At 42.6% G+C, this 21096-nt stretch carries 19 protein-coding genes; 6 read left to right on the forward strand and 13 right to left on the reverse strand.

Annotated elements, in window-relative coordinates; translation table 11 throughout:
- The first annotated feature begins 134 nt into the window (after positions 1 to 134).
- Complete coding sequence (locus tag HF638_RS05275; RefSeq protein WP_169479249.1) at positions 135 to 1007, forward strand: AraC family transcriptional regulator; 873 nt, start codon at positions 135 to 137, stop codon at positions 1005 to 1007.
- Between the two features lie 127 nt (positions 1008 to 1134).
- Here HF638_RS05275 and HF638_RS05280 read toward each other — a convergent pair whose 3' ends face one another.
- Positions 1135 to 1872, reverse strand: coding sequence for an SDR family NAD(P)-dependent oxidoreductase (locus tag HF638_RS05280; protein ID WP_169479250.1), 738 nt, complete (start codon positions 1870 to 1872; stop codon positions 1135 to 1137).
- Positions 1873 to 2050: 178 nt separating this feature from the next.
- Between HF638_RS05280 and HF638_RS05285 the strand changes: the two genes are divergently transcribed.
- Positions 2051 to 2665: a TetR/AcrR family transcriptional regulator gene (locus HF638_RS05285; protein ID WP_169479251.1), complete on the forward strand. Its 615-nt coding sequence runs from the start codon at positions 2051 to 2053 to the stop codon at positions 2663 to 2665.
- Between the two features lie 68 nt (positions 2666 to 2733).
- On the opposite strand, the gene HF638_RS05290 is transcribed toward HF638_RS05285, so the two are convergent.
- Positions 2734 to 3636, reverse strand: coding sequence for a LysR substrate-binding domain-containing protein (locus HF638_RS05290; protein WP_169479252.1), 903 nt, complete (start codon positions 3634 to 3636; stop codon positions 2734 to 2736).
- Positions 3637 to 3780: 144 nt separating this feature from the next.
- Between HF638_RS05290 and HF638_RS05295 the strand changes: the two genes are divergently transcribed.
- Positions 3781 to 4800 carry an alpha/beta fold hydrolase gene (locus HF638_RS05295; RefSeq protein ID WP_169479253.1) on the forward strand — a complete coding sequence of 340 codons (1020 nt, stop codon included), beginning with the start codon at positions 3781 to 3783 and terminating at the stop codon, positions 4798 to 4800.
- A 215-nt stretch (positions 4801 to 5015) separates the two neighbouring features.
- Here the strand turns inward: HF638_RS05295 and HF638_RS05300 are convergent, their stop codons facing one another.
- The 7 genes from HF638_RS05300 to HF638_RS05330 form a co-directional block, all read right to left on the reverse strand.
- On the reverse strand, positions 5016 to 6212 hold the full coding sequence (locus HF638_RS05300) for a sugar efflux transporter (protein WP_169479254.1): 1197 nt from the start codon (positions 6210 to 6212) through the stop codon (positions 5016 to 5018).
- Between the two features lie 291 nt (positions 6213 to 6503).
- Positions 6504 to 7766: an alpha/beta hydrolase gene (locus HF638_RS05305; RefSeq protein WP_248278040.1), complete on the reverse strand. Its 1263-nt coding sequence runs from the start codon at positions 7764 to 7766 to the stop codon at positions 6504 to 6506.
- Between the two features lie 114 nt (positions 7767 to 7880).
- Positions 7881 to 8528, reverse strand: a complete 648-nt coding sequence (locus tag HF638_RS05310; protein ID WP_169479255.1) for a response regulator — start codon at positions 8526 to 8528, stop codon at positions 7881 to 7883.
- Positions 8525 to 9748: a sensor histidine kinase gene (locus HF638_RS05315; RefSeq protein WP_169479256.1), complete on the reverse strand. Its 1224-nt coding sequence runs from the start codon at positions 9746 to 9748 to the stop codon at positions 8525 to 8527. Before HF638_RS05315 ends, HF638_RS05310 begins: the two co-directional genes overlap by 4 nt.
- A 257-nt stretch (positions 9749 to 10005) precedes the next feature.
- The gene (locus HF638_RS05320) at positions 10006 to 10866 is read right to left on the reverse strand and encodes an aldo/keto reductase (protein ID WP_169479257.1); all 861 of its coding nucleotides are present in this window, start codon (positions 10864 to 10866) and stop codon (positions 10006 to 10008) included.
- 32 nt (positions 10867 to 10898) lie between these two features.
- Positions 10899 to 11225, reverse strand: a complete 327-nt coding sequence (locus HF638_RS05325; RefSeq protein ID WP_169479654.1) for an ArsR/SmtB family transcription factor — start codon at positions 11223 to 11225, stop codon at positions 10899 to 10901.
- Between the two features lie 591 nt (positions 11226 to 11816).
- Positions 11817 to 13631 carry a glycoside hydrolase family 43 protein gene (locus HF638_RS05330; RefSeq protein WP_169479258.1) on the reverse strand — a complete coding sequence of 605 codons (1815 nt, stop codon included), beginning with the start codon at positions 13629 to 13631 and terminating at the stop codon, positions 11817 to 11819.
- A gap of 264 nt (positions 13632 to 13895) precedes the next feature.
- Between HF638_RS05330 and HF638_RS05335 the strand changes: the two genes are divergently transcribed.
- Positions 13896 to 15254: an alkaline phosphatase gene (locus HF638_RS05335; RefSeq protein WP_348982072.1), complete on the forward strand. Its 1359-nt coding sequence runs from the start codon at positions 13896 to 13898 to the stop codon at positions 15252 to 15254.
- Positions 15255 to 15312: 58 nt separating this feature from the next.
- Here HF638_RS05335 and HF638_RS05340 read toward each other — a convergent pair whose 3' ends face one another.
- The 3 genes from HF638_RS05340 to HF638_RS05350 all read right to left on the reverse strand — a co-directional run bounded on the left by HF638_RS05340 (position 15313) and on the right by HF638_RS05350 (position 18193).
- Complete coding sequence (locus tag HF638_RS05340) at positions 15313 to 16467, reverse strand: MFS transporter (RefSeq protein WP_169479259.1); 1155 nt, start codon at positions 16465 to 16467, stop codon at positions 15313 to 15315.
- Positions 16468 to 16491: 24 nt separating this feature from the next.
- On the reverse strand, positions 16492 to 17310 hold the full coding sequence (locus HF638_RS05345) for a MerR family transcriptional regulator (RefSeq protein ID WP_169479656.1): 819 nt from the start codon (positions 17308 to 17310) through the stop codon (positions 16492 to 16494).
- A 307-nt stretch (positions 17311 to 17617) separates the two neighbouring features.
- Positions 17618 to 18193 (reverse strand): MATE family efflux transporter, encoded by a 576-nt coding sequence (locus HF638_RS05350; RefSeq protein ID WP_169479260.1) that lies wholly within the window; start codon positions 18191 to 18193, stop codon positions 17618 to 17620.
- Between HF638_RS05350 and HF638_RS05355 the strand changes: the two genes are divergently transcribed.
- The gene (locus HF638_RS05355; RefSeq protein WP_348982081.1) at positions 18167 to 18988 is read left to right on the forward strand and encodes a LysR family transcriptional regulator; all 822 of its coding nucleotides are present in this window, start codon (positions 18167 to 18169) and stop codon (positions 18986 to 18988) included. The two genes, HF638_RS05350 and HF638_RS05355, sit on opposite strands and share 27 nt — an antisense overlap.
- Before the next feature lie 91 nt (positions 18989 to 19079).
- On the opposite strand, the gene HF638_RS05360 is transcribed toward HF638_RS05355, so the two are convergent.
- Complete coding sequence (locus HF638_RS05360) at positions 19080 to 20249, reverse strand: MFS transporter (RefSeq protein WP_169479262.1); 1170 nt, start codon at positions 20247 to 20249, stop codon at positions 19080 to 19082.
- Between the two features lie 267 nt (positions 20250 to 20516).
- Here HF638_RS05360 and HF638_RS05365 point away from each other — a divergent pair, with 267 nt between their 5' ends.
- Entirely contained in the window at positions 20517 to 21065 is a 549-nt protein-coding gene (locus HF638_RS05365; protein ID WP_169479263.1) for a TetR/AcrR family transcriptional regulator, read from the forward strand.
- Positions 21066 to 21096 lie beyond the last annotated feature (31 nt).

Below are 21096 nucleotides of genomic sequence, written 5' to 3' on the forward strand. Positions count from 1 at the left end.
TAACACAAACTACAGTCACCTCCCTTTGTATGTTACCGCTTACATTTATCTTACAGGTCTAAAAAAAGACAGACAATCTAAAAAATGTGACGTATTATATAATATAATTGACTTTTTTAGGAAGGGGATGAAAGATGGTTCATACGGTCTCTTATGCTTTTCGCAATGACGATACATCAATCATGACACTAGACTCTATTGGATGGCAGATCGTCTCAAGCGAGGAATATCGTTGTCCCAGTGACAATAGACCGGACCCGGGGCACGTTGTTTTTCAATACACGCTCAATGGCCAGGGTTATCTGGATATTAACAATCAAACGATTCCTTTACCAAAGGGACATGCACTACTTGTTAAAATTGCAGGAGAACATTGCTACTACTATAAGCAAGAGAATAACGAACCCTGGGAATTTATTTGGATAAATATTCGCGGGGATGAAGCCAATCGAATTTGGGATATGATCCATGATAATGAGGGGCATGTCATTCTACGAAACGCGGATTCTCCATTGATTCAAGAGTTATGGCAAATTATTCAATTGATCCATCAGGATAAAGTTACGGACAAGTATCGATTGTCCATGCAAGTCTATCGGTGGTTGCTCATCTTGGTGCAGACAAGTCGGGATGCGGAAAGGGATATCGGTGCCCTTTCCATAACAACGATCGAGAAATGTAAAAAGTTTATCCGAGAGAATTATGCCTCCCCTTTGACGCTGGATCTGCTAGCCAGCCATTGCGATATCAATAAACACTACTTGTGCAGGTTATTTCAGAAATCCGAGAAAACTTCACCGCTAGCCTATCTCAAAGATAGACGGATTGAAGTTGCAATCCGACTACTCCGCACGACCGAACTTCCGATTTCCCAGATTGGCCAACAATGCGGCTTTGAGAGTCCCAGCTATTTCGGCAAAGTTTTTCGGCAATATATGTCCATGTCTCCCAAAGAATATCGCATGAATAAGCTAGAGTTTCCATATGAGGCCATTTATTATGAATAGCCAAACTCGCTGTTTGCTAGTTGTCTTTGTTCGGGAGTTACACTTTTTCCGATAAAATAAAAAAAGCCGCTATAATAATAGCGACTTTCAATGGGACTATGTTCTTGTACTTTGAGAACTGCTGCTCTTATTGAGCGGTGTATCCTCCGTCTACGATCAGACTATTTCCTGTCATATATGAAGAATCGTCGCTAGCTAGGAACAGAACGGCTTTCGCCATTTCATCTGCTTGACCCAAACGTTTCATTGGAGTTGCCGCAGAAAGTGCTTGTTTGCTCTCTTCCGGGATAATCGGTGTGTCGATGAAGCCTGGGCAAAGGGAGTTCACCCGAATATTTTGCTCAGCATATTCCAGCGCAAGGGAACGAGTCAGATTCACGACGCCGCCTTTAGCTGCATTGTAGGCTGCAGAACCAGGCGAGCCAACCCATCCGTACATGGAAGCTGTATTGACGATGGTGCCTCCGCCAATTTTGAGCATTTCGCGGATCGATTCACGAGCGACCAAGAATACGCCGTCCAGGTCAACATTGACTGTATTGCGCCATTCGGCGTAGTCAAGCTCATGCGTCGGATGCACACGTCCGATTCCTGCATTGTTGAATACGATATCCACTTTACCGAATGCTGCTATGGTTTGTTTGAAAATCTCAGCAACCTCTTCTTCACTCGTTATGTTTGCTTTGATGAAGAGAGCCTCTGATTTAAGCGCTTTCAGTTCCTGTTCGAACGCCTTGCCTTTTTCTTCATTCAGATCCACCAAGACCACTTTAGCTCCTTCGGAAACGAATAAGCGAGCTGTCGCTGCACCAATCCCGGATGCTCCTCCTGTGATGACTGCAACTTTATCTTGAAGTTTGCCCATGAATAAATCCCCCAGTATAATATTTTGAATAGCACTTCAATTGAATATGTGCTATGTGACGTTTACAAAACTAATTCTATGCTTAAAATTGTAACAATCCAATCATTAAGATATCACCAAGTGTCTACCTTGTAGACACTTTATAAAAATATGTCTATATTTATAGGAGTTTTTTTGAATGAATAATGAACTTATTGTGACATCTCAACACCGTAATCGAACCAAAGAGCACCTAAAAACGGCTCTGATTCAGCTCATTAAGAAAAAAGGATTCCATGGTGTATCTGTCAAGGACATCGTTGATCAGGCGGGCTATAATCGTAGCACGTTTTATTTACACTACCAGGATAAATACCTTCTCGGTGAAGAATTGCTGAGTATGACACTCGAAGGATTGAGGGGCGCGGTGGGTAAACCCTATTGGCATGGTCAAAAGGTCTTAACAAACAAGCTGGATGCCGAGTCTTTTCAAATCGTGGATTACATCTACGAACATCGTGACTTCTTCGAACTGATTCAGTTCGATGATACGTTACCCGGTCTACATACAGGCTTTCCACAAACCATACTCAAAATCTATGAGGAGCAATTTGTCTTCGAGACGATCAACAACTCCCCAGTTAACATGGATTATTTCAAGTACTATACCGCTTACGGTTTTTTTGGACTACTGAACAATTGGATATTAAGCGGATATCGTGAGTCACGCGAGTCATTTATTAAGAACGTGATCGAGCTCACCAAAACACATATCCACTCTTTTCATTATGTGGGTAACAAGTATGATTCATGAGCTCGAATCTGTTGTACTGAAACCTACTTCATGTATTCATCGTCTCCATTTTTTCTATAAGGTTTCTTTTACTTAATCTCCTCCTGTATAGCATATACTTCCCTCGTTGTTTCTATAAAAGATAAAATAATCGGTGACAGCCACTTGTCTTTATGCCACAACATCTGTGTATATACATGCAAGTCTGGAACTTGCCATGGCAGGACAACCAGTTCTCCCCGTTCAACTTCGGCTTTCGTGACAAGATCAGGAAGAAAGGCAATACCGATACCCGAAATTGCACATTGCTTAATGGCTTCAGCACTTTGAAACTCTAAATATGTAATGCTGTCAATGCCCTCTTTCTCAAATGAACGGTCAAACATAGTTCTATAGGGGCAGCCCTTTTCATTTGTCAGGAACACTTCTCCGTGGAAATCTTCCAACTGCAGTACGGCCTCTTTGGCAAGTCGATGTTCTGGAGCAGCGAACAAACGGAAGTTCTCTTCTGATAATGTCTCCACGGAAAGTCCAGTTGAGCGAATGGGTTCATCCAGCATATAGACGACATCTGCAGTTCCCTCAAATAGTCTTTGCTTGAGCTCCTGATTTGGAACAGAACGGAAGATCAGACGAACTCCCGGGTGCTGCGAACGGAACCGTTGAAAAACAGCTGGAAGTCTATAGGCACACACTACCTCATTGGCACTTATCGTCAAAGTACCGGTTAGATTTTCATTGTCATGAACGTCACTGCGAGCTTCGTCCAGCTTGTCCAGAACTTCCTGGACATGAGTTAAAAAGCGCTTACCCGCAGATGTGAGCGCGAGATGTTTACCTAAACGATCAAAGAGACGAACACCAAGCTCATCCTCCAATGCTTTAATTTGCATCGTGACATTAGAGGGAACGTAATTCAGCACCTCCGCAGCACGAGTGAAATTTAGTGTTGAAGCAACTGTGCGAAACGTATTTAGTTGACGTAATTCCACGTTGGATCCCCTTCTCACTTTCAATATTATTGATGGCTAGTATGAATTCTGTTCACTTTTGTTAAAAGTACCACAGCTCTATACTAAGCACAAGAAGTCACACATTGAACGTGGGTGATTTCATTTGAAGGGAGCGATCATACGATGGATTATGAAATTTTTAATTTAGGTGATGTAACATTGCAATCAGAAGTTACCTTGCCCAATGCTTTTCTTGCTTACAAGACTTATGGAAAATTAAATAAACAGAAAGACAATGTCATTGTCTATCCAACTGCTTTTGGTGACCAGCATGTTCAGAATGAGTGGTTGATCGGTAAGGGAATGGCACTGGATCCGGAGAAATATTTTATTATCATTCCGAATTTACTGGGCAATGGCTTATCTTCATCTCCCACGAACACACCTCCCCCATTCGATCGTGCTCATTTTCCGCAGGTAACCATCTACGACAACGTTAGATTACAGCATCGGCTGTTGACCGAAAAGTTCGGAATTCAAAAAATAGCTCTCGTTGTGGGTTGGTCCATGGGGGGAATACAAGCATTTCAATGGGGGGCGAGTTATCCGGATATGGTAGAACGAATTGCACCGTTTGCGGGAATTGCCAAGACTTGGCCTCACACCTCTGTGGTTATGGACGGTGTAAAAGCTCCACTACTGTCTGTGGTTGGCTTCGATACTAGCAAACTAGACCAACTGACTTCTGAAGACATGCGCGCTGTTGGCCGAGTCTATGCAGGTTGGGGACTATCGCATGCATTTTATAGAGAAGAGCTGTATCGTGAGATGGGGTTTGAATCTTTGTCAGATTTTGTGGCTGGCGTATGGGAAAGTAGCTTTATGAATATGGACCCGCATAATGTACTCGCTATGTTATGGACAGGCCAGCACGCAGATATTAGTGCCAATCCTTCCTATAACGGGGATTTTGATCAGGCGCTGAAGAGTATTAAAGCTCTTGCCTGTATCATGCCGGGGAGCACGGATCTCTTCTGCACAGCAGATGATAATGAATATGAAGCTAAGCTCATACCTAATGCTATTTTCAAACCAATACAATCAATCTGGGGTCATTTTGCTGGTCGTGGAATTAATCGTGCCGATAATCAATGTATTGACGACAATCTAAAACACTTGTTGGGGCTTCATACAAACGGATAGATCATCAATGACATTGGATGTTTTACTGGCAGTTTATCTATTTAGTGTTGGTAGAAGTTCTTGTCCATGTCGTAGGACAAGAACTTCTATTGATAAAATAAAGAAGCGTAGCCGAGAAGTACCTTCATCCGATGAGCGTATACTCCAATGCTGTGTCGGGTTACCGATTTTCGACTTTTATTAAATTATAATCGTGCCGTCTTATATTTTGTTAATTAGGTAGATATCTCAATCCCTTTTCCAGGTCTTATCGTCCACAAAATAACGAATGAGACCATGACAATAATTAAACATACGGCATAAACAAGACGAAGCCCTGCAAACTGAGCAATGATCCCGCCGCCTAAATTTCCAACTAGTCGTCCAATAATGGACCCGTTGTAATAGATCGTTGTTGACATTCCGGGTGAATTTGGAAGCAGCTCGGTGAAATAGCTCAATCCGTTACCCATGACAATGGCCACGAACACGGCCTGCAATAGCTGGGCTACAATAATCTGCCAGGAATTAGTCGACACACTTAACACAACATTATAAATTATTGCAATAAAGCAGGCGCTAATCATCAATGAATGGTTCGATAACTTTCTGCCCAGAGCACCTAGTGCAAACATAATGGGAATCTCCAAACCTGCACAAGTACTAACCACCAATCCAACATCTGTAGGTGTGCCATGGAGTTCATTTACGATTAACAATGGCGTGATAATCCCGTTTATGGCGTTGACTGCAAATAATAAGATGAAGGCAATGGAAGGAAACCAGATCTGCCGACGGCTAACGGATGGCGAGCCAGCACGATCAGGTCTTTTCTTTTTAACTGCTTTTTTTCTGGGTAAAAACACAAGCACTAGAGATGCGATGATCAGAAAGATGGCTGAGGTACTCAAAAAGAGTCCCTTGTATCCAACAACTCCTAAAATGATGGTTCCAACTAGAGGACCGATCAGGAATCCAAGAGATACAAGTGTACGCAGCGTGGACATTGCAAATGTTTTGTCATCCGAGTTGCTTTCACTTGCCGATTCTTGCGCGTAAGCATAAATTTGAGGCATGGCGGCAGCCCCTAAACCACTAAAAAAACTGACGATTACAAGCAAAATGAAGAAATTATCCAACACTAAATATGAAGTGTAGCCCAAAGCAGATGAAACGGTGGCTAAAATAATAATGAATTTTCGGTCCTGTTTGCGATCCGAATATTTACCGATGATTGAGTTTGCCATCACCCCAGTTAATGAACTCACAGCTGTTAAAACGCCGAAGGCCCCAGCGCTCATCCCCAATTCCTGAGTGCAATAGAGAGCCAAGTATGGCAAAGTAATCGATATTCCTGTGCCTACTAATAGAACACAAATGACAAATAAACCATAACCTTTGATTGCAAACAAATTAATTAGTCGTCTGTACAAGGTAATCCTCCTTACAACGATGGTGATTACTGTTCTGGATCAATTTTTTTCCTATCCACCGTTCTATTATGCAGAAAACAAGTACAGCACCGTTATCCCGATTATATTAAATACTTGCCTAATCCTATCAACATATGATCAAACTCTTGGAATACCTTTAATATAAAAAAGAGTCTCTAATAACAATATTAGAGACTCTTTGAGCATTCATTTAACTTTTTCTATTTTTGTTACTTCCCCTTGAATTGGATGCTTTCCTGCCGAAACTCAGGCCAATCAATACTAAGGTTTTTAAGGTTTCTTAATCATCTCTACGCCGTCAAAGGTAAGGCTGTCAATATCCGTATCCTTTTTCAACATATATTTATCAAAGAACGCCTTTGTATAAGAAGTGATAATGTTGCGCTGTTCCATCGCGTCCCGGGTTCCTCTGGATGCTTTATCCGTAGTTGTAAACAAGGAATCGGAGAAGTCACCATGGACTACATTATCAATAATGGCAAAGTAGGTGTCCTTGCTGTTGGATTCAAGCAGAAATGCATTCGTATTATAGGCAAGCACGGTGCTGAGTTGCATGAAAGGTTTCTTAAAATCGCTATCCAAGGCACCTAACATATTACCGTCAAGGTTTACAGCCCCGACAAATCGGTCATCGTCACGGCTAACTATTGCCGCTGTCGTTCCTCCGAATGAATGTCCGAACACACCCATTCCGATATCAAGCTGCAATCTGTCTTTAAACATAGATTCAATGTCACCAGTATTCATATTGTACAAGTTATCTGCAACATATCGAATATCCTCGCTCTGTAAAACGGCATATTTTGCAAACTTGACTGCTTCAGGCGCCGAAGTTAATTTGCGAGCAATCTCAATAGCTTCTTCTTCCTCAAGCTTCTCAGTCACAATTTCAGGTGGAGTTAGGGTGGCAGCTTCCATTCCGTATTTCGTTACTTCGTCCATAAATTTATCTGACATACCAAACGTTCGTCCATCTTTAAGTTTGTACACACCACTTTCGGCATGTCCGATGGATACCACAATATAGCCAGCGCTTGCCAGGTCTTGAGCGAACAAAGTGCCCTGCTGTGGGTAAGCACCTGCGCCATGAACAAAGAATAAAACTGGATATTGTTTTTCCTTTTCAGACAAGGCCAGATCGTCGTAAGACCACGTCTTGAAATTGGAATCAAAAAGCTGCTCACCACCCGCCGTGCCCCCTAATCTAACCAAAAGCTCATCCCTCAGTGAATGAAACTCCGGAAATGCATACTCTGCCGTAGGCTTGCCCTGATTGCTGTCGGACGGATAGAAAAATAATGCCGTTAGTTCTCTTTCAGAATGGTTTGATGCTGTGTACTTAAAGTCCATCTGTGTACGCCCTACCGTATAACTTCCCATCGGTTTCGGAAACTCATTCTGTGCGGGAGCAACGCTATTTTCAGGTTTCGGAATTTCCTCCTGTGTGGAAGTTCCGCTATTAGTGCTGCCGCAGGCGGAGAGCATGGTCAGTGAGAGAACCATGGCCAGAATCGTTGTCAGTCTTTTTTTCATCATTATTCCTCCAATGTGTATTCATGCATCTATCATAAACGGAGGAGAAAAATAAAAAATCGTACAAAAGGGCAAGACCCAAGTGTACGATCGGGCAAATCTATAAATGTTCCATTATAAATGCAATATTCCACGTTCCACCGCGACGGCGACAGCCTGCGGTCTCGAATCCACACCTAATTTATTGTAGATACTGGTTAGATGAGTCTTTACAGTCCGTTCGGATATTCCCATATCGAAGCCGATCTCTTTACTTCGAGAGCCACGGGCAATCGCTTGAAGCACGATCAGTTCTTTGTCTGTAAGAGATATCCTGGATGAGGACGACTCTTTTGCCTTTTCTGATGTCTTGTGAGCAAATACTTTCTCGCTGATCTCCGGTAATAGCAACGTTTCCCCACGCATCGCTGCATCAATTGAACGAAATATCATTTCTCTTCCCGTGTCCTTCAGCAAATACCCTTTGGCACCCAACGCTAGCCCGCGGATCATCATTTCATCCTCGTTATATGTAGTCAAAATAATGACCGGTATATCCATTCCTTTAGCTTTGAGTGATGTCATGGTATCCAGGCCGCCCATTTCAGGCATGTTTAAATCCAATAGGATAATGTCCGGTTTGTAAGTGTCCACCCGTCGAACCGCTTCTATACCGTTAGATGCTTCTGCAACTACCTCGTACCTTTGATTGGTTTCCAGGATCAGCTTAAGTCCCTCCCGAACGACGAAATGGTCGTCCACGATAAGAATCTTGATTGTCATACGTTGGTGTCCTCCTGTTGTAATGGGATTCGAACAGAAACTTGTGTTCCTTGCTTTCCACTTTCAATTTCGATCTTCCCGCCCATAATTCGGGTTCGTTCATATAAGCCAATTAAACCATAACTGCCAGATTGTTTCTCGATCAGATTAGTATCGAACCCTATTCCGTCATCTGTAATGCTTAGCTCGATGACGTTTTCGCGTGCTGCAACCACGACTTCCACGTTCGTAGCATTAGCATATTTTGCTGTATTAGCCAAGCATTCTCGGATGATATGTAAACTATGTTCGAAGATCAACTTCGGCACCTCTGGATGGGGTATCGATGACTGAGTGACAGTACGAATGCCTGTTATATGTGAGAAATGCTCAGCCTCTTCTTTCACCGCTTTAGAAATATCCATGACCTCTGCAGGATACGAACGCAAGTCATCAATTGCGCTTCTCGCCTCTGAAAGCGTGCGCTTTGCTTGAGCTTTTGACAGCCGAACAATCTCGTGGGCACGATGGATATTATCGTTCTCTATATGCGCATCCATGGCATCAAGCTGCATAATGAGGCCTGCCACCCCTTGTGCCAAGGTATCATGTAAATCACGGGCCATCCGTTGACGTTCATTGGCAATCGTTAGCTCCTCCACTTTCCTGTGCGCTCGTTCCAATTCACGTAAAAACGACTGGCTCCGCAATTTGGCACGAACTTGTTTATAGAACAAGGAAGCATAGCCGATTACGAAAAACATGATGAAGAAGAGCGATGGTACTGAAGATGGCAAATCCTCGGTAGTTCCGAGCCAAACCAGGGAGACAGAAAACAAGGTGCAGTAAAAGGTACATACCAGAAGCACCTTCATCCGTTGAGCGTACACGCCAATACTCTGACCCGCCAAAGCCGTCAATAGACTTACAAAGATGAGAGAATGAGCATTAGGCATGAATAACGCACACCCCCAGACAATACATCCTTGTGTCACAAAATAAATCCAGGGTCTTCGATCGACAACGTATCCGGCATACCAATGCAGCAGAATGTGAACCAGAATGAGAGCTGTAAACATCATAAATTCAAACCATGTTGGCAACATCGGTAGCTGGGAGTACAATGCAGAAAAATAAATCAGAATGCCCCAGATCAAAGCAGGCAGACGAGAATCACGCAGAACATTTTGGATATCAGATCGGGAGCTTGTATACGGTTTGTTTATCGAATAATCACTCATGCTTGATCACCTCTATCAGGTACTATTTATAAAACAGTCTCTCCGGACACAAAAAAACGGTACATTACTGTACCGATCATTGACTCACTCAATCTATGTTAAGGTACTAAGTGTCTCCAAGTCCAGTCCTAGAAGGAAGCGTCATGATTCCACTTTCATCAGCTTTAGAATTTCGCTCATCATAATGTTCTGTTGGGCGTTCAAAAGGCATCTATTTCTCCACGATCATTAAACTATCCTGCTCGTTAACCGAGTTATCAGCGAATAAATTGCTTCATCAATTTTACATAAATTGGGTTTACCATGTAGCCACTTGGACTTACGGAATATCTTTTTCCCGTGTCTAACTGTCGGATTTGTTCCATGTCCTTTTCATTCAGTTCAAAATCAAATATTTCATTATTCTCTTTTATCCTTTGAGGATTGGACGATTTGGGGATGATGATAATTCCGCGTTGCAGATGCCAGCGCAAAATGACTTGCGCAACCGACTTCTGATAACGAAGGGCAATTGCGGCCAGCCCCGGATGCTCCAGCAGTGCTTTGCTTCCCTGCCCCAACGGGCCCCAAGCCTCATGTACAATCTGATTCCGAACCATATAATCATGCAATTCGTGTTGCGGAAATTCCGGATGGGTCTCGACCTGATTTACCATCGGCGATATCCGGGAATTCTTCTTGAGATGCTCCAGATGCCTAATTTCGAAATTGGCTACACCTATGGCTTTGATTTTACCTTCGTCGTATAACTCTTCCATCGCTTTCCAGGAATTCACGTAATGTGGACCGGCGAAATGAATCAAATACATATCGAGATACGTTACGTTCAACTTCCGGCAAGTCTGCTCGAACGCTTTTTTTGTCGCACGGTAACCCAAATCTGTCGTCCACACTTTGGAGGTGATGAAAAACTCCTCCCTGGGAATGCCGCTTTTTTGGATAACCCGGCCTAGCGCCGTTTCATTACCGTAAATTTTCGCCGTATCGAAATGACGATAACCAACTTGAATAGCCTCTTCAACCGTCCTCTCGAAGGTCTGCCCGTCTTTAATCTTATATAAGCCGAATCCAAGTTGAGGAATGTGCACTCCGTTTGCCGTTTCGACGATCTGATTCATTCACAACTTCCCCTCTCTGTTTTTCCTAATCGTTATTCCGATGCTTGTTCTTCGCATTGTGAAAATACCTTCTCTATTTCGTTCACCAGGTTTTTCAACAATTTCAGCTTACTTCCGGAGTCCAGGCTGTAATAATTGAGGGTCCCTTTTTTACGAACGCTTATGATTTGGGATTCTTTTAATATTTTCAGATGATGTGATACGGTAGGTCGGGATAGGTGGGTTTTCACCCTGATCTCGCCTACACGCATGCCGGGGTTTTGCGGCCCTTGAATCAAGGCTATGAGTATGGCTTGCCGGGTCTCGTCTCCGATTGCGTTTAACACCTTCTGATTGTTCTTGAATTCAATAGCGATCATAGCCGCAAGTTCCTGATCCAAGTAAATCGTCCCCTTCCGTATATCGTTTAATTCTTTTGCAGTTACAGCCTACCATAATCTCGGTTTCAGTTGCATATCGGGAAAGAAAATCAAGAACCTGTTTTTCCCAGTTGATGTACCACTATCGTAAAACGACAAAAAAGGCCGCCAGTCATTACTGGCTAACCTGTTCACGCGTCGCTTTTAACGCAACTTTAATTGTTGTTTGCTTGTGTTCACAATGCTTACATATGCTGTAGACCCCAGTTTTGCAATTCATTAAATCGTACAGATCCAAGGAACTGGAATTGCGGGCTTCTATCGTTGGATCGGAGCCAATATTGATTCCTTGAATTATTATGACGTGGAAAGATCGCGTAATTTGTTCCACCCCTCAATTGACTTCACTGAAAGATTGGCTGCAACAACCGCATATAAATACAATGTTTGGTTCTTAAACATCACTCAAGAATACGGGTTATAATAAGTTTTATTTTTTAGGGAATGTACGAATCGTACACTCCCTATTTAAAAATTGAGTAGTTACTGATGAAGATACTGAAAGCAACATTTGTTCGGCTTTACTTCAATTTAGAGAATTACCGGCTGCAACAGCCCATCCGTTCCGAAATATAAAGGAGCTATACATATTTCGCGATGATATCCCTTTCCAGAGGAAAATCTGGACAGTGGCGTGACAAAACGGTGATAGGCAATTCGGTATTGGCCGGTTTCCGGTTCTTTAAATATACAGTGATGACCTGTGCCCAGCATTCCCTTCTCGACATTTTTGCTCAGGATCGGGTATCGATAGGTAATCGGACCGTATAGCTGCTCTGACGTACCGTAATTCACATGATAGTCTTCGCTGCCCGTATCATCACAGGACCACGTAAAGTGATATAGTCCACCATGCTTTAGAACGGTTACAGCCTCACGAAAGTCATGCAAGCCTGCCAGATTGCTTATCGTTTCCTCTACTACACTTGTCATATCATCTTCAAGCTCAACAATCGCTGCATGTCCATTGCCAAATAACAGGTACGTCCTCCCGTCATCTTCGACATAGATGGAAGGATCAATAGCCTGACCCATGGAGATGCCCAGACGTTTCAACTGCTCCATTGTGATTAAAGGCTGCGCTTCGGCTAGAAATGGACCAGTCGGTGTATTCGCCACAGCAACGCCGATGGCACTTTCGCCGTTCAGCATTTTGCCACAGAAATAAAAGTAGAATTTCCCGTTTCGGGTGGCAATCGCAGGTGCCCAAGCATTACCGGTTGCCCAGGCTACATCATCTGTTCCCAGATCGAGTATAACGCCTTCGTCATGCCAATGCTTCAGGTCAAGAGAAGAAAATACTTTGAACTGTGTTCCTGACCAACCATCGAAGCCATCTGTTGTCGGATACATATAGTAACGATCCTCAAACCATGCGACATCAGGGTCGGCATATTGTCCAGGAAGCACCTGATGGCCGTCTCCAAAAACCGCTAGCAGTTGGCTGCACTCCTCGGCTGTGATTGGCAGGACGCTCCCATGACGCTTTTGAGTCGTTCCCATATTGAAATCACCTTCAGGTACAATCCGGAATTCTCCGCTTCCCAGATCTGTAGTCAGGAGAGGAAGATAACCTTTCCCTTCTGCAAAACGATCAACAATCAGGCACCATTCCTCCCGATCATTGAATTTAAAAATCTGTGGTCCCTCAACACCTGCCAAGGCCTCCAGTACTGGAGCTTGAAGCGGAACGAACGCATCCTTATCGAGTGAAGCTCCCTTTTCGACTCGAATGTTTTTAGTTGTTTCATCCTTGGAGTACCGATAGTAAGAGCCGGCAGAAGGGAGTATCGTTGTATCAATAATATGGTTAGCCCGTTCAATGTACTTTTCAGATGGAGAAAACGTACGAAAGTCTTTTGTACGGGCGCTGTATATTTTTTGCTTTCGTTCATTCTCATGAGACTCCTGAGTCGCAGAAGCCCAGAATACGAGAAACTCCTCTGCTGCTTCGTCATACACCGCTTCGGGTGCCCAGACGCATCCCGCACCTTCAACACCCAGTGTAACGTTCCATGGGGATGACCAGTTCACAAGATTACTAGATTCCCACACAATCACATCACGGCTCCCGGCGTGAACGGCATGAGTCCATCCTTTGTCACTTGCAATGCGGAGATCCGTAGCGATCAGATAAAATTTATTTTCCTTGACCGAACGAATCAGAAACGGGTCCCGTACCCCCTTTTCCCCAAGGTCGGAAAACAGTACAGGCAATCCGCCATGAAGGTCCTTCCAGTGAAGACCATCTTCGCTATAGGAGAAATAAACTTGCTCTCCGTCGGGTTGTTCACCAATAAAATGTACAAAAAGATATCCAGCATAATTTGGAGTTGTTTTAGACAATGGTAAGAGCCTCCTGAAAATGAAATTGAATTTATGGTAGTCGTAATACAAGAATGAAAGCGTTCTACTTATGTTTTATCATACTTCAAAAACATGGGGATGGGTATATTTTGTATAACAATGAAGCCCCTCTTTATTTTGTTTTACCTCAGGTATACAAAAATACTAGTTATCATTTACAAATAAATGATAATCTTCTTAATGTTGAACAAATGAGTATAGATTCATGCATTCATGTTTGAGATATAATGAGGAGGAATTATTGTGAAATTATCCAAAAGAGTACTACCAGCGGTAGCACTGACTCTAGCTGTATCGGCTTCTACTCTCTTGTCAGCCGGACAAGCAAGTGCGGTTCAAGCCGTAAGTGTGGAGAAAAAACAAGTCAAGAACATCATCTTCCTTATAGGGGATGGTATGGGAACCTCTTATACTTCCGCCTACCGTTATATGAAGGATGACCCTTCGACGAAGGGCATGGACAAAACTGTATTTGACCCTTATCTGGTGGGAGCACAAATGACCTATCCGGATGATGACAAGCAAAATGTGACGGATTCCGCTTCCGCAGCAACGGCCATGTCGGCAGGAGTAAAAACCTATAATGCGGCCATTGCTGTAGACCCTGAACAGAAAGAAGTCAAAACCGTACTGGAACAGGCAAAAGAAAACGGGAAATCCACGGGACTCGTGGCTACATCGGAGATTACTCATGCCACACCAGCTGCATTCGGTGCCCATGATATTAGCCGGAAAAACATGGATGCCATTGCGGATGATTACTATGATGAGTTGATTAATGGCAAGCATAAGGTTGATGTACTCCTAGGAGGAGGCAAATCCAATTTTGTACGCGAGGGTCGTGACCTGACGAAGGAGTTCCAGAAGGCCGGCTTCAGTTATGTGACGGATCGCTCCGCTCTGCTTGCCGATAAGAATCAACAAGTTCTCGGACTGTTCGCGGATGGAGGTCTAGATAAGCTGATCGATCGCACTGACGCAACTCCTTCATTGGCTGAGATGACAAATACAGCGATTGATCGCCTCAGCGCTAACGACAAAGGTTTCTTCCTTATGGTTGAAGGCAGCCAGATCGACTGGGCAGGACATGATAATGATATTGTTGGCGCGATGAGCGAGATGGAGGATTTTGCAGCAGCATTTCAGGCAGCCATTGATTTCGCCGAAAAAGACGGCGAAACGCTTGTCGTAGCTACTGCAGACCACTCCACGGGAGGACTTACGCTAGGAGAAGATGGAGAATACAACTTCTTCGTAGACCCGATCAAAGCTGCACTCCGGACTCCAGACTTCATGGCAGCGCAAATTGCGAAAGGTGCTTCGGTTGAAGAAACTTTGAAAAGTTATCTGAAACTGGAGTTGAAAGCTGAAGAGATTCAATCGGTGAAAGAAGCAGCCCAAAGTGCGGATGTAACGAAGATTGATAATGCCATTGAAGCGATTATTGATAACCGTTCGTTTACGGGCTGGACAACAGGTGGACATACAGGAGAAGATGTTCCAGTCTATGCCTACGGTCCTGCAAGTCATCGATTCTCCGGGTTGATCGACAATACAGATAATGCAAAGATCATATTCGATATTCTTAGAAAGCATCAGTAATCCAATATTCAGGAAAAGCCCTTCTCTTCTTTCATCCGAAGATAAGGGCTTTTTTCATTCAAATCTTACTTCTCCTTCTCTTAAATAGTAAAATAGCAAGAAGAAAGGCTATACTCACAGCAGCAAAACCCAGCCAATTCAAGTAAAAGACAGATGTACGACTGATGACAAACCCGCCTAATCCAGATCCCAGTGCAAAACCAAACTGGATGAACGAAGTATTGACGCTAAGGGCAATATCCGGATTGCGAGGTGCTAGAGTGACCAGATACAGTTGCTGAGCCGGGGAAATACTCCACGTTGCTAACATGAAAATCATTAAAACTAGCAATAAAACCAATAGATTCACACCGGCTAGAGCGAACAAAAGAAGAGTCACCCCTTGTAACAGAAGACCCATACAAATTGTGAATTTCAATCCCTTTGCATCTGCCAATTGTCCGCCCACTTTTGATCCCACAAAACTGCAAATCCCGGCCAGAAAAAGAATACCACTTATTTCGGTCATGGAAAGAGAGGACGTGGCTTGTAAGAAGGGCGTAATATAAGTGAACAGCGTAGAATAGCCGCCGATATACAATAAAGTAATAAGCAAGGCAGTCAGAATGGTTGGATTTTTCAAAATGGCGAGCTGCATTCTGAGAGTAATCTTTTCTTCCTCTTTGATTGCCGGAACCTTGTTGTAGATGATAAGTAATGGAATAATACTTAACAACCCGATCAAAACAAATAGTACTCTCCACCCAAACATCTCACTAAAGAATGTGCCCATGGGAACGCCGAGTACTAGCGAACTGCTGAGCCCCATTAAAATGATACCAATGGCATTGCCCCTCTTCTCTTCTTCAACCAGTCGCGTCGATACTGCCATAGCTATAACGGTGGCGATTCCGCCGCTTGCCCCTTGAATCATTCGCACCCATAGTAATGTTTCATAAGAAAGGTCTACAAGCATAAGTCCGTTGCTGGCAATAAACACGCTGAGGGCGACTATCAGTAACTTCTTGCGATCCATATTTATGGTAAATGTAATTAGAATAGGAGCAACGATCGCCGCTGCCAGAGCGAATACAGTCACCAGCATACCAACTTCAGAAGTAGATACGCTCAGGTCTTCGGCGATCATTTCAATGACTCCCGTAATAATGTATTCTATTGTTCCGATCAGAAAAACAGCCAATGCCAGGACATAAATGATCCATTTATTTCTCAATTCACTCCACTCCGCTTTCTTCAGTTATCTATTTCGTATTGGGATTTGTATTTCTATAAATTGTGCCTCTTGTTCTTCAGATAAGGGGAAATATAGCTCCCTGCCAGACTCGGTTTCCTTGATCTGATAGTTGTTCTTCTCAATCCATCTCGCTAGATGAACACAAGCTGCACAATCAAAATTAGCATTCGAAAGAAAAGCCATTGTAGCCATCATGGGCTCAGGAGGAAGAAATCGCAGCTGCAATGGATCTGGGGGTGATCGCAGCTCACAGGTTAAGAAATAACCAATTTCGAACTCAAACTCATCCTCTTTTCCGTCGATTTCTTTCCATAAAACAATCTGAGGACCTTGAATCAATTGGCGAATTTCCTTTGTTACGAACAGATCAAACTGATGTAACAAATTTGGAATGTCCTCTTCTCTCCCGCATGCGCTCTGGAAAAGAAACGGCTGAGCATCTTCTGCTTTGATTCTGATCTCTTGCCCTGTTTCGACTTGCCCCTCTACTTCTATAAGCTGTATACGCTCCTCAATCCTGATCAGTTTGGCTTGTTCTGCGTCAATGATTCGCTGGATTTCGCTTCTTTTCAGCCTAAACATGCCCTGAATATTCTCTACTGTAATTTCTTCCTGGAGCAACTGTGTAATCTGGGGCAATGTGAAGCCTAATTCCTTATAGATCAAGATTCGGTTAAGCTCAAGAAGCTGATCTGCGGAATAGTAACGATAGCCCGTATCACGATCTACCTTACTCGGCTTGAGTATGCCGATCTGGTCATAATAACGCAGTGTTTTTAAGGAAACCCTACTAAGCCTGGAAAACGCACTGATTTTGAACAACATATCATCTCCAATCTATTAACATAATGCGAGTATACAGTTTCCCGTGCAGGGGAAAGTCAAGGGTGTGAATGTCTCTTATTTTCATAGCTGAAATCGAGTGCCTGTCTTGTCATCACTCTATGTTGATGTCATCGGCAAGTCAAAGAACCGTTTCTGAATAAAACGTTCAGTTTTTTTGAAGTATAAGGTTTTTGATTCGGGGAAAGACCTTGTACGGATGCAACAAAAAAAGCCGCTAAATTAGCGACTTTCAGCGAGATCATATTTCGTTACTTAAAGCCATCCCTTCAAGCAATTCGATTAATTATTCAGCTTTCCTGCCAGTTAGCTCAATAGCTTGGAATTTAGTCCATTTCCCATTAACATACCTCCAAATGAACAGCCCTCCTTTTATCAACCAATCACAATAGATAGCTATCCATGTTGCAAACATCCCCATATCAAATTGGTATACCAAGACATAAGCGAACATAATTCTGCAACAAAACATAGTAATCATACTCACTAGCATGGGGTATTTTGCATCTCCAGCAGCCCGAAATACCGATGGAAGTGCATTTCCGAAAGGCCAAATCAATATCATGACAATCGCATGGCTCCACACAATCTCAGTAGTCCATTCTCTTGCTTCTGCTGAAAAATTATAAATGCTCAGTATACTTGGAAACAAGACTAAACTCACCACGGAACTCACAATCTGTGCCACAAAAATGATACCAAGTATCTTTTTCGTATAGAATCTAGCCTGCGCAAAATCTCCAGCACCTACACATCTGGAAATGACTATGGACATACCTAAACCGATTGCCATTCCAGGTAAAGCTTGCAATGAAGTAATCGTACTGCCAACCGAATTTGCAGCTATAGCAGATGTTCGCAACCAACACTAAGCAGGCAGCTTATGGATCTTGAAGAAGAACTGGGTACGCGTTTGTTTATACGAGGAAAGAGGCAGATTACACTAACAGATAAAGGTCTCTTGTATCAGCAACGGGTAAAAGAGATCGTGTCCCTTTTAGACAAGACAGAAAGAGATCTGGCAGAGCAGGAAGATTTGATTGGTGGAGTAGTTTCTATTGGATGTGTGGAGTCCATTGTATCCGGAGCGTTGGCAGAAATCGTAGAGAAATTCTCCAACCGTCATCCTAGAGTACAATATGAACTGTATAGTGCAGATGGAGATGATATTAGAGAGAAGCTTGATCGAGGAAATATCGATATTGGCATATTATTGGAACCCATTGAAACTGCCAAATATGACTATGTTCGATTACCCTATCCGGAAAAGTGGGGTATTCTGATGAGACGAGATGATCCTCTTGCTCAGAAATCTTCAATCGCAATTCAAGAAATACTTTCTTTACCCTTAATTCCACCTCGTCGGACAATTGTGCAAAATGAGATTGCAAGTTGGCTTGGTGTGGAGAATGATCGGCTTACTATTTTCGCATCCCATAATTTATTGACTAACGCGATGCAGTTGGTAGAACGGAGACTGGGGTATGCCATATGTGTAAGCGGATCATATACAATCCGGGAAAGTAATAGCACTTGTTTTGTTCCCTTTGAACCTGAACGAATAACAAATCATGTACTCGCTTGGAAAAAGAACAGGCTATTTAGCTCAGCTACTGCACACTTTATTCAACTTATAAAGGATATCTATGACTCATAAAAGGATTGCGCTGTACCTGGAGTGTGGTTATTCTTCAATAAAACAGGGATACGTTCTTAACGTACCCCTTGAATAACAAACTATTAAATTCTCAATGAGACAGTTGTTTTTTAGGGTTGTACATATAAATTCTTAGAAGGATAAATACCAAACTCAAAATCAAAAATAACAGTCCACCTACTACAATGTACCGAACCCCCATTCCTGATATAAACAACCCTCCGACAGTTGTTCCGATGGTTACGCCCAGGTTACCAGATGTTAAGAATAACCCATTCGCGAATTCAGGGGCTTCCGGAGCTGCTGACGTAATCCAATATTGACTAATATTGCTTGCGATTGCATACAGCACTCCCCATATAACAACAATAATGAACATAGGGACAGTGAATTGGCCCATGAAGAACAGGAAGATGTAGACTACTCCAAATACAAATGGATAGATCATTACGGACTTAATTGCATTTCTGGAAAGCAATCTTCCTCCTAATACGTTACCAATCAAACTGGCTGCACCAAATATAACTAACATTAGACTGAGGCCTTTACCAGAGATATGAGTAATGGTTGCAAGATATTCAGCAAAGTAACTATACACTCCAGCCGTTGCTGCATTTACAAATATAACGGCAACAATAGATTGCCAAGTTATTGCTTTCTTCAATACACGTAGTTGAGATCCGTAGGAAAGCCTTTCTCTGACAGGCATGGATGGAACAAATAGTAATACACCAATGAATGCTACAGCATTCACGATAGCAAAGAATGTCATAGCAGCATCAATTGAAGCGATACTGGCAATAAAAGTTGTGATGGGTACACCTAGCACAATACCAGCAGATACGCCCATGATGACTTTTGACACTGCTTTAGGAATCTCTTTCTCACTAACCGAACTAGCTGCTGCTGTCAGAGCGATCGAGATATAGACGGGATGTAAAAATGCTGGGATAACACGAGCAATTATTGCGAATGTAAAGTTTGTTGCAAATATAGAGAAAATGTTACCGATCACGAACACACCGAGTACAAGTAGCATTACCCCTCTGCGATTAAAACGCGAAAACACTAAAGGCAGAATGGGACCCGATATTGCAACTGCAAGTGCAAACAGACTTACTAACAATCCCGCTTGAGACACGCTAACATTGAACTGTTCAGCGATTTGAGGCAATATCCCAATAACGCCCATTTCAGTATTTAAGATTCCGAAGACACCCAAAGTTAATATAAATATAAATAAATTATTTCGTTTAGACATGATTGTTACCCCCACCGTTGCTCCATATTCTCTTTCTCATGCTGTACTCCACCCAAGATGATATTCAAATGATTGAAACCAAACTTTCCTCCTTTTGGCTGTAATCATCTATTTTAATTTAAATTCACATTGAGGGTTTAATACTCGTTCGTGTATTATTATATATAAATAAAATGTATCAACAACCACAAAACATCAGGATTCGTGCATTAATACACAACACGACTTAAATTGTGAATTATTTTCAAGAAAGTTAGGTGGATGTACATGCTTAAAGTGGACAGAAGAAGTTTGAAATCTCAAGAAGCTATCAAAAAAGCAGTGATAGAACTCATGTCTGAGAAAAGTTTTGATGACATTACAATTCAGGATATTGCTGATCAAGCAAATGTTAATCGTAGAACGATCTATCTGCATTACTTGGATAAGTATGATTTACTGGATAAGCTTATTGAAGAACATATTGAGGAATTAAAGAGATTGTGTGAATTGGAAACTGAAGTGGATTCATTAGAGGGCGATGCAACATGGTTTTTATATTTTGAACAACATTATTCATTCTTTTCAGCGATGTTAGCTAGTAAAGGAGCTCCTTTTTTCCGTAGCCGGTTCCTCGATTTTGTCACAGACGATATTAAGAATGGTTGGGATATGTCCGAGGGAAAAAGACAAGGAATAGATGAAGAGCTTCTTATTCAATTTATCTCACCAGCTTATGTAGGAATTGTAGAATGGTGGTTTATTAATGACATGCCCTATTCACCTCAAGTTATGGGGAAACAAGTGGGAATGTTATTGGAAAATAACCTCTCCTAAACGAAATGATTCATTCCCAACTACAGTCTGA

The organism is Paenibacillus sp. SZ31, from assembly GCF_012912005.1.
Lineage (GTDB): Bacteria > Bacillota > Bacilli > Paenibacillales > Paenibacillaceae > Paenibacillus.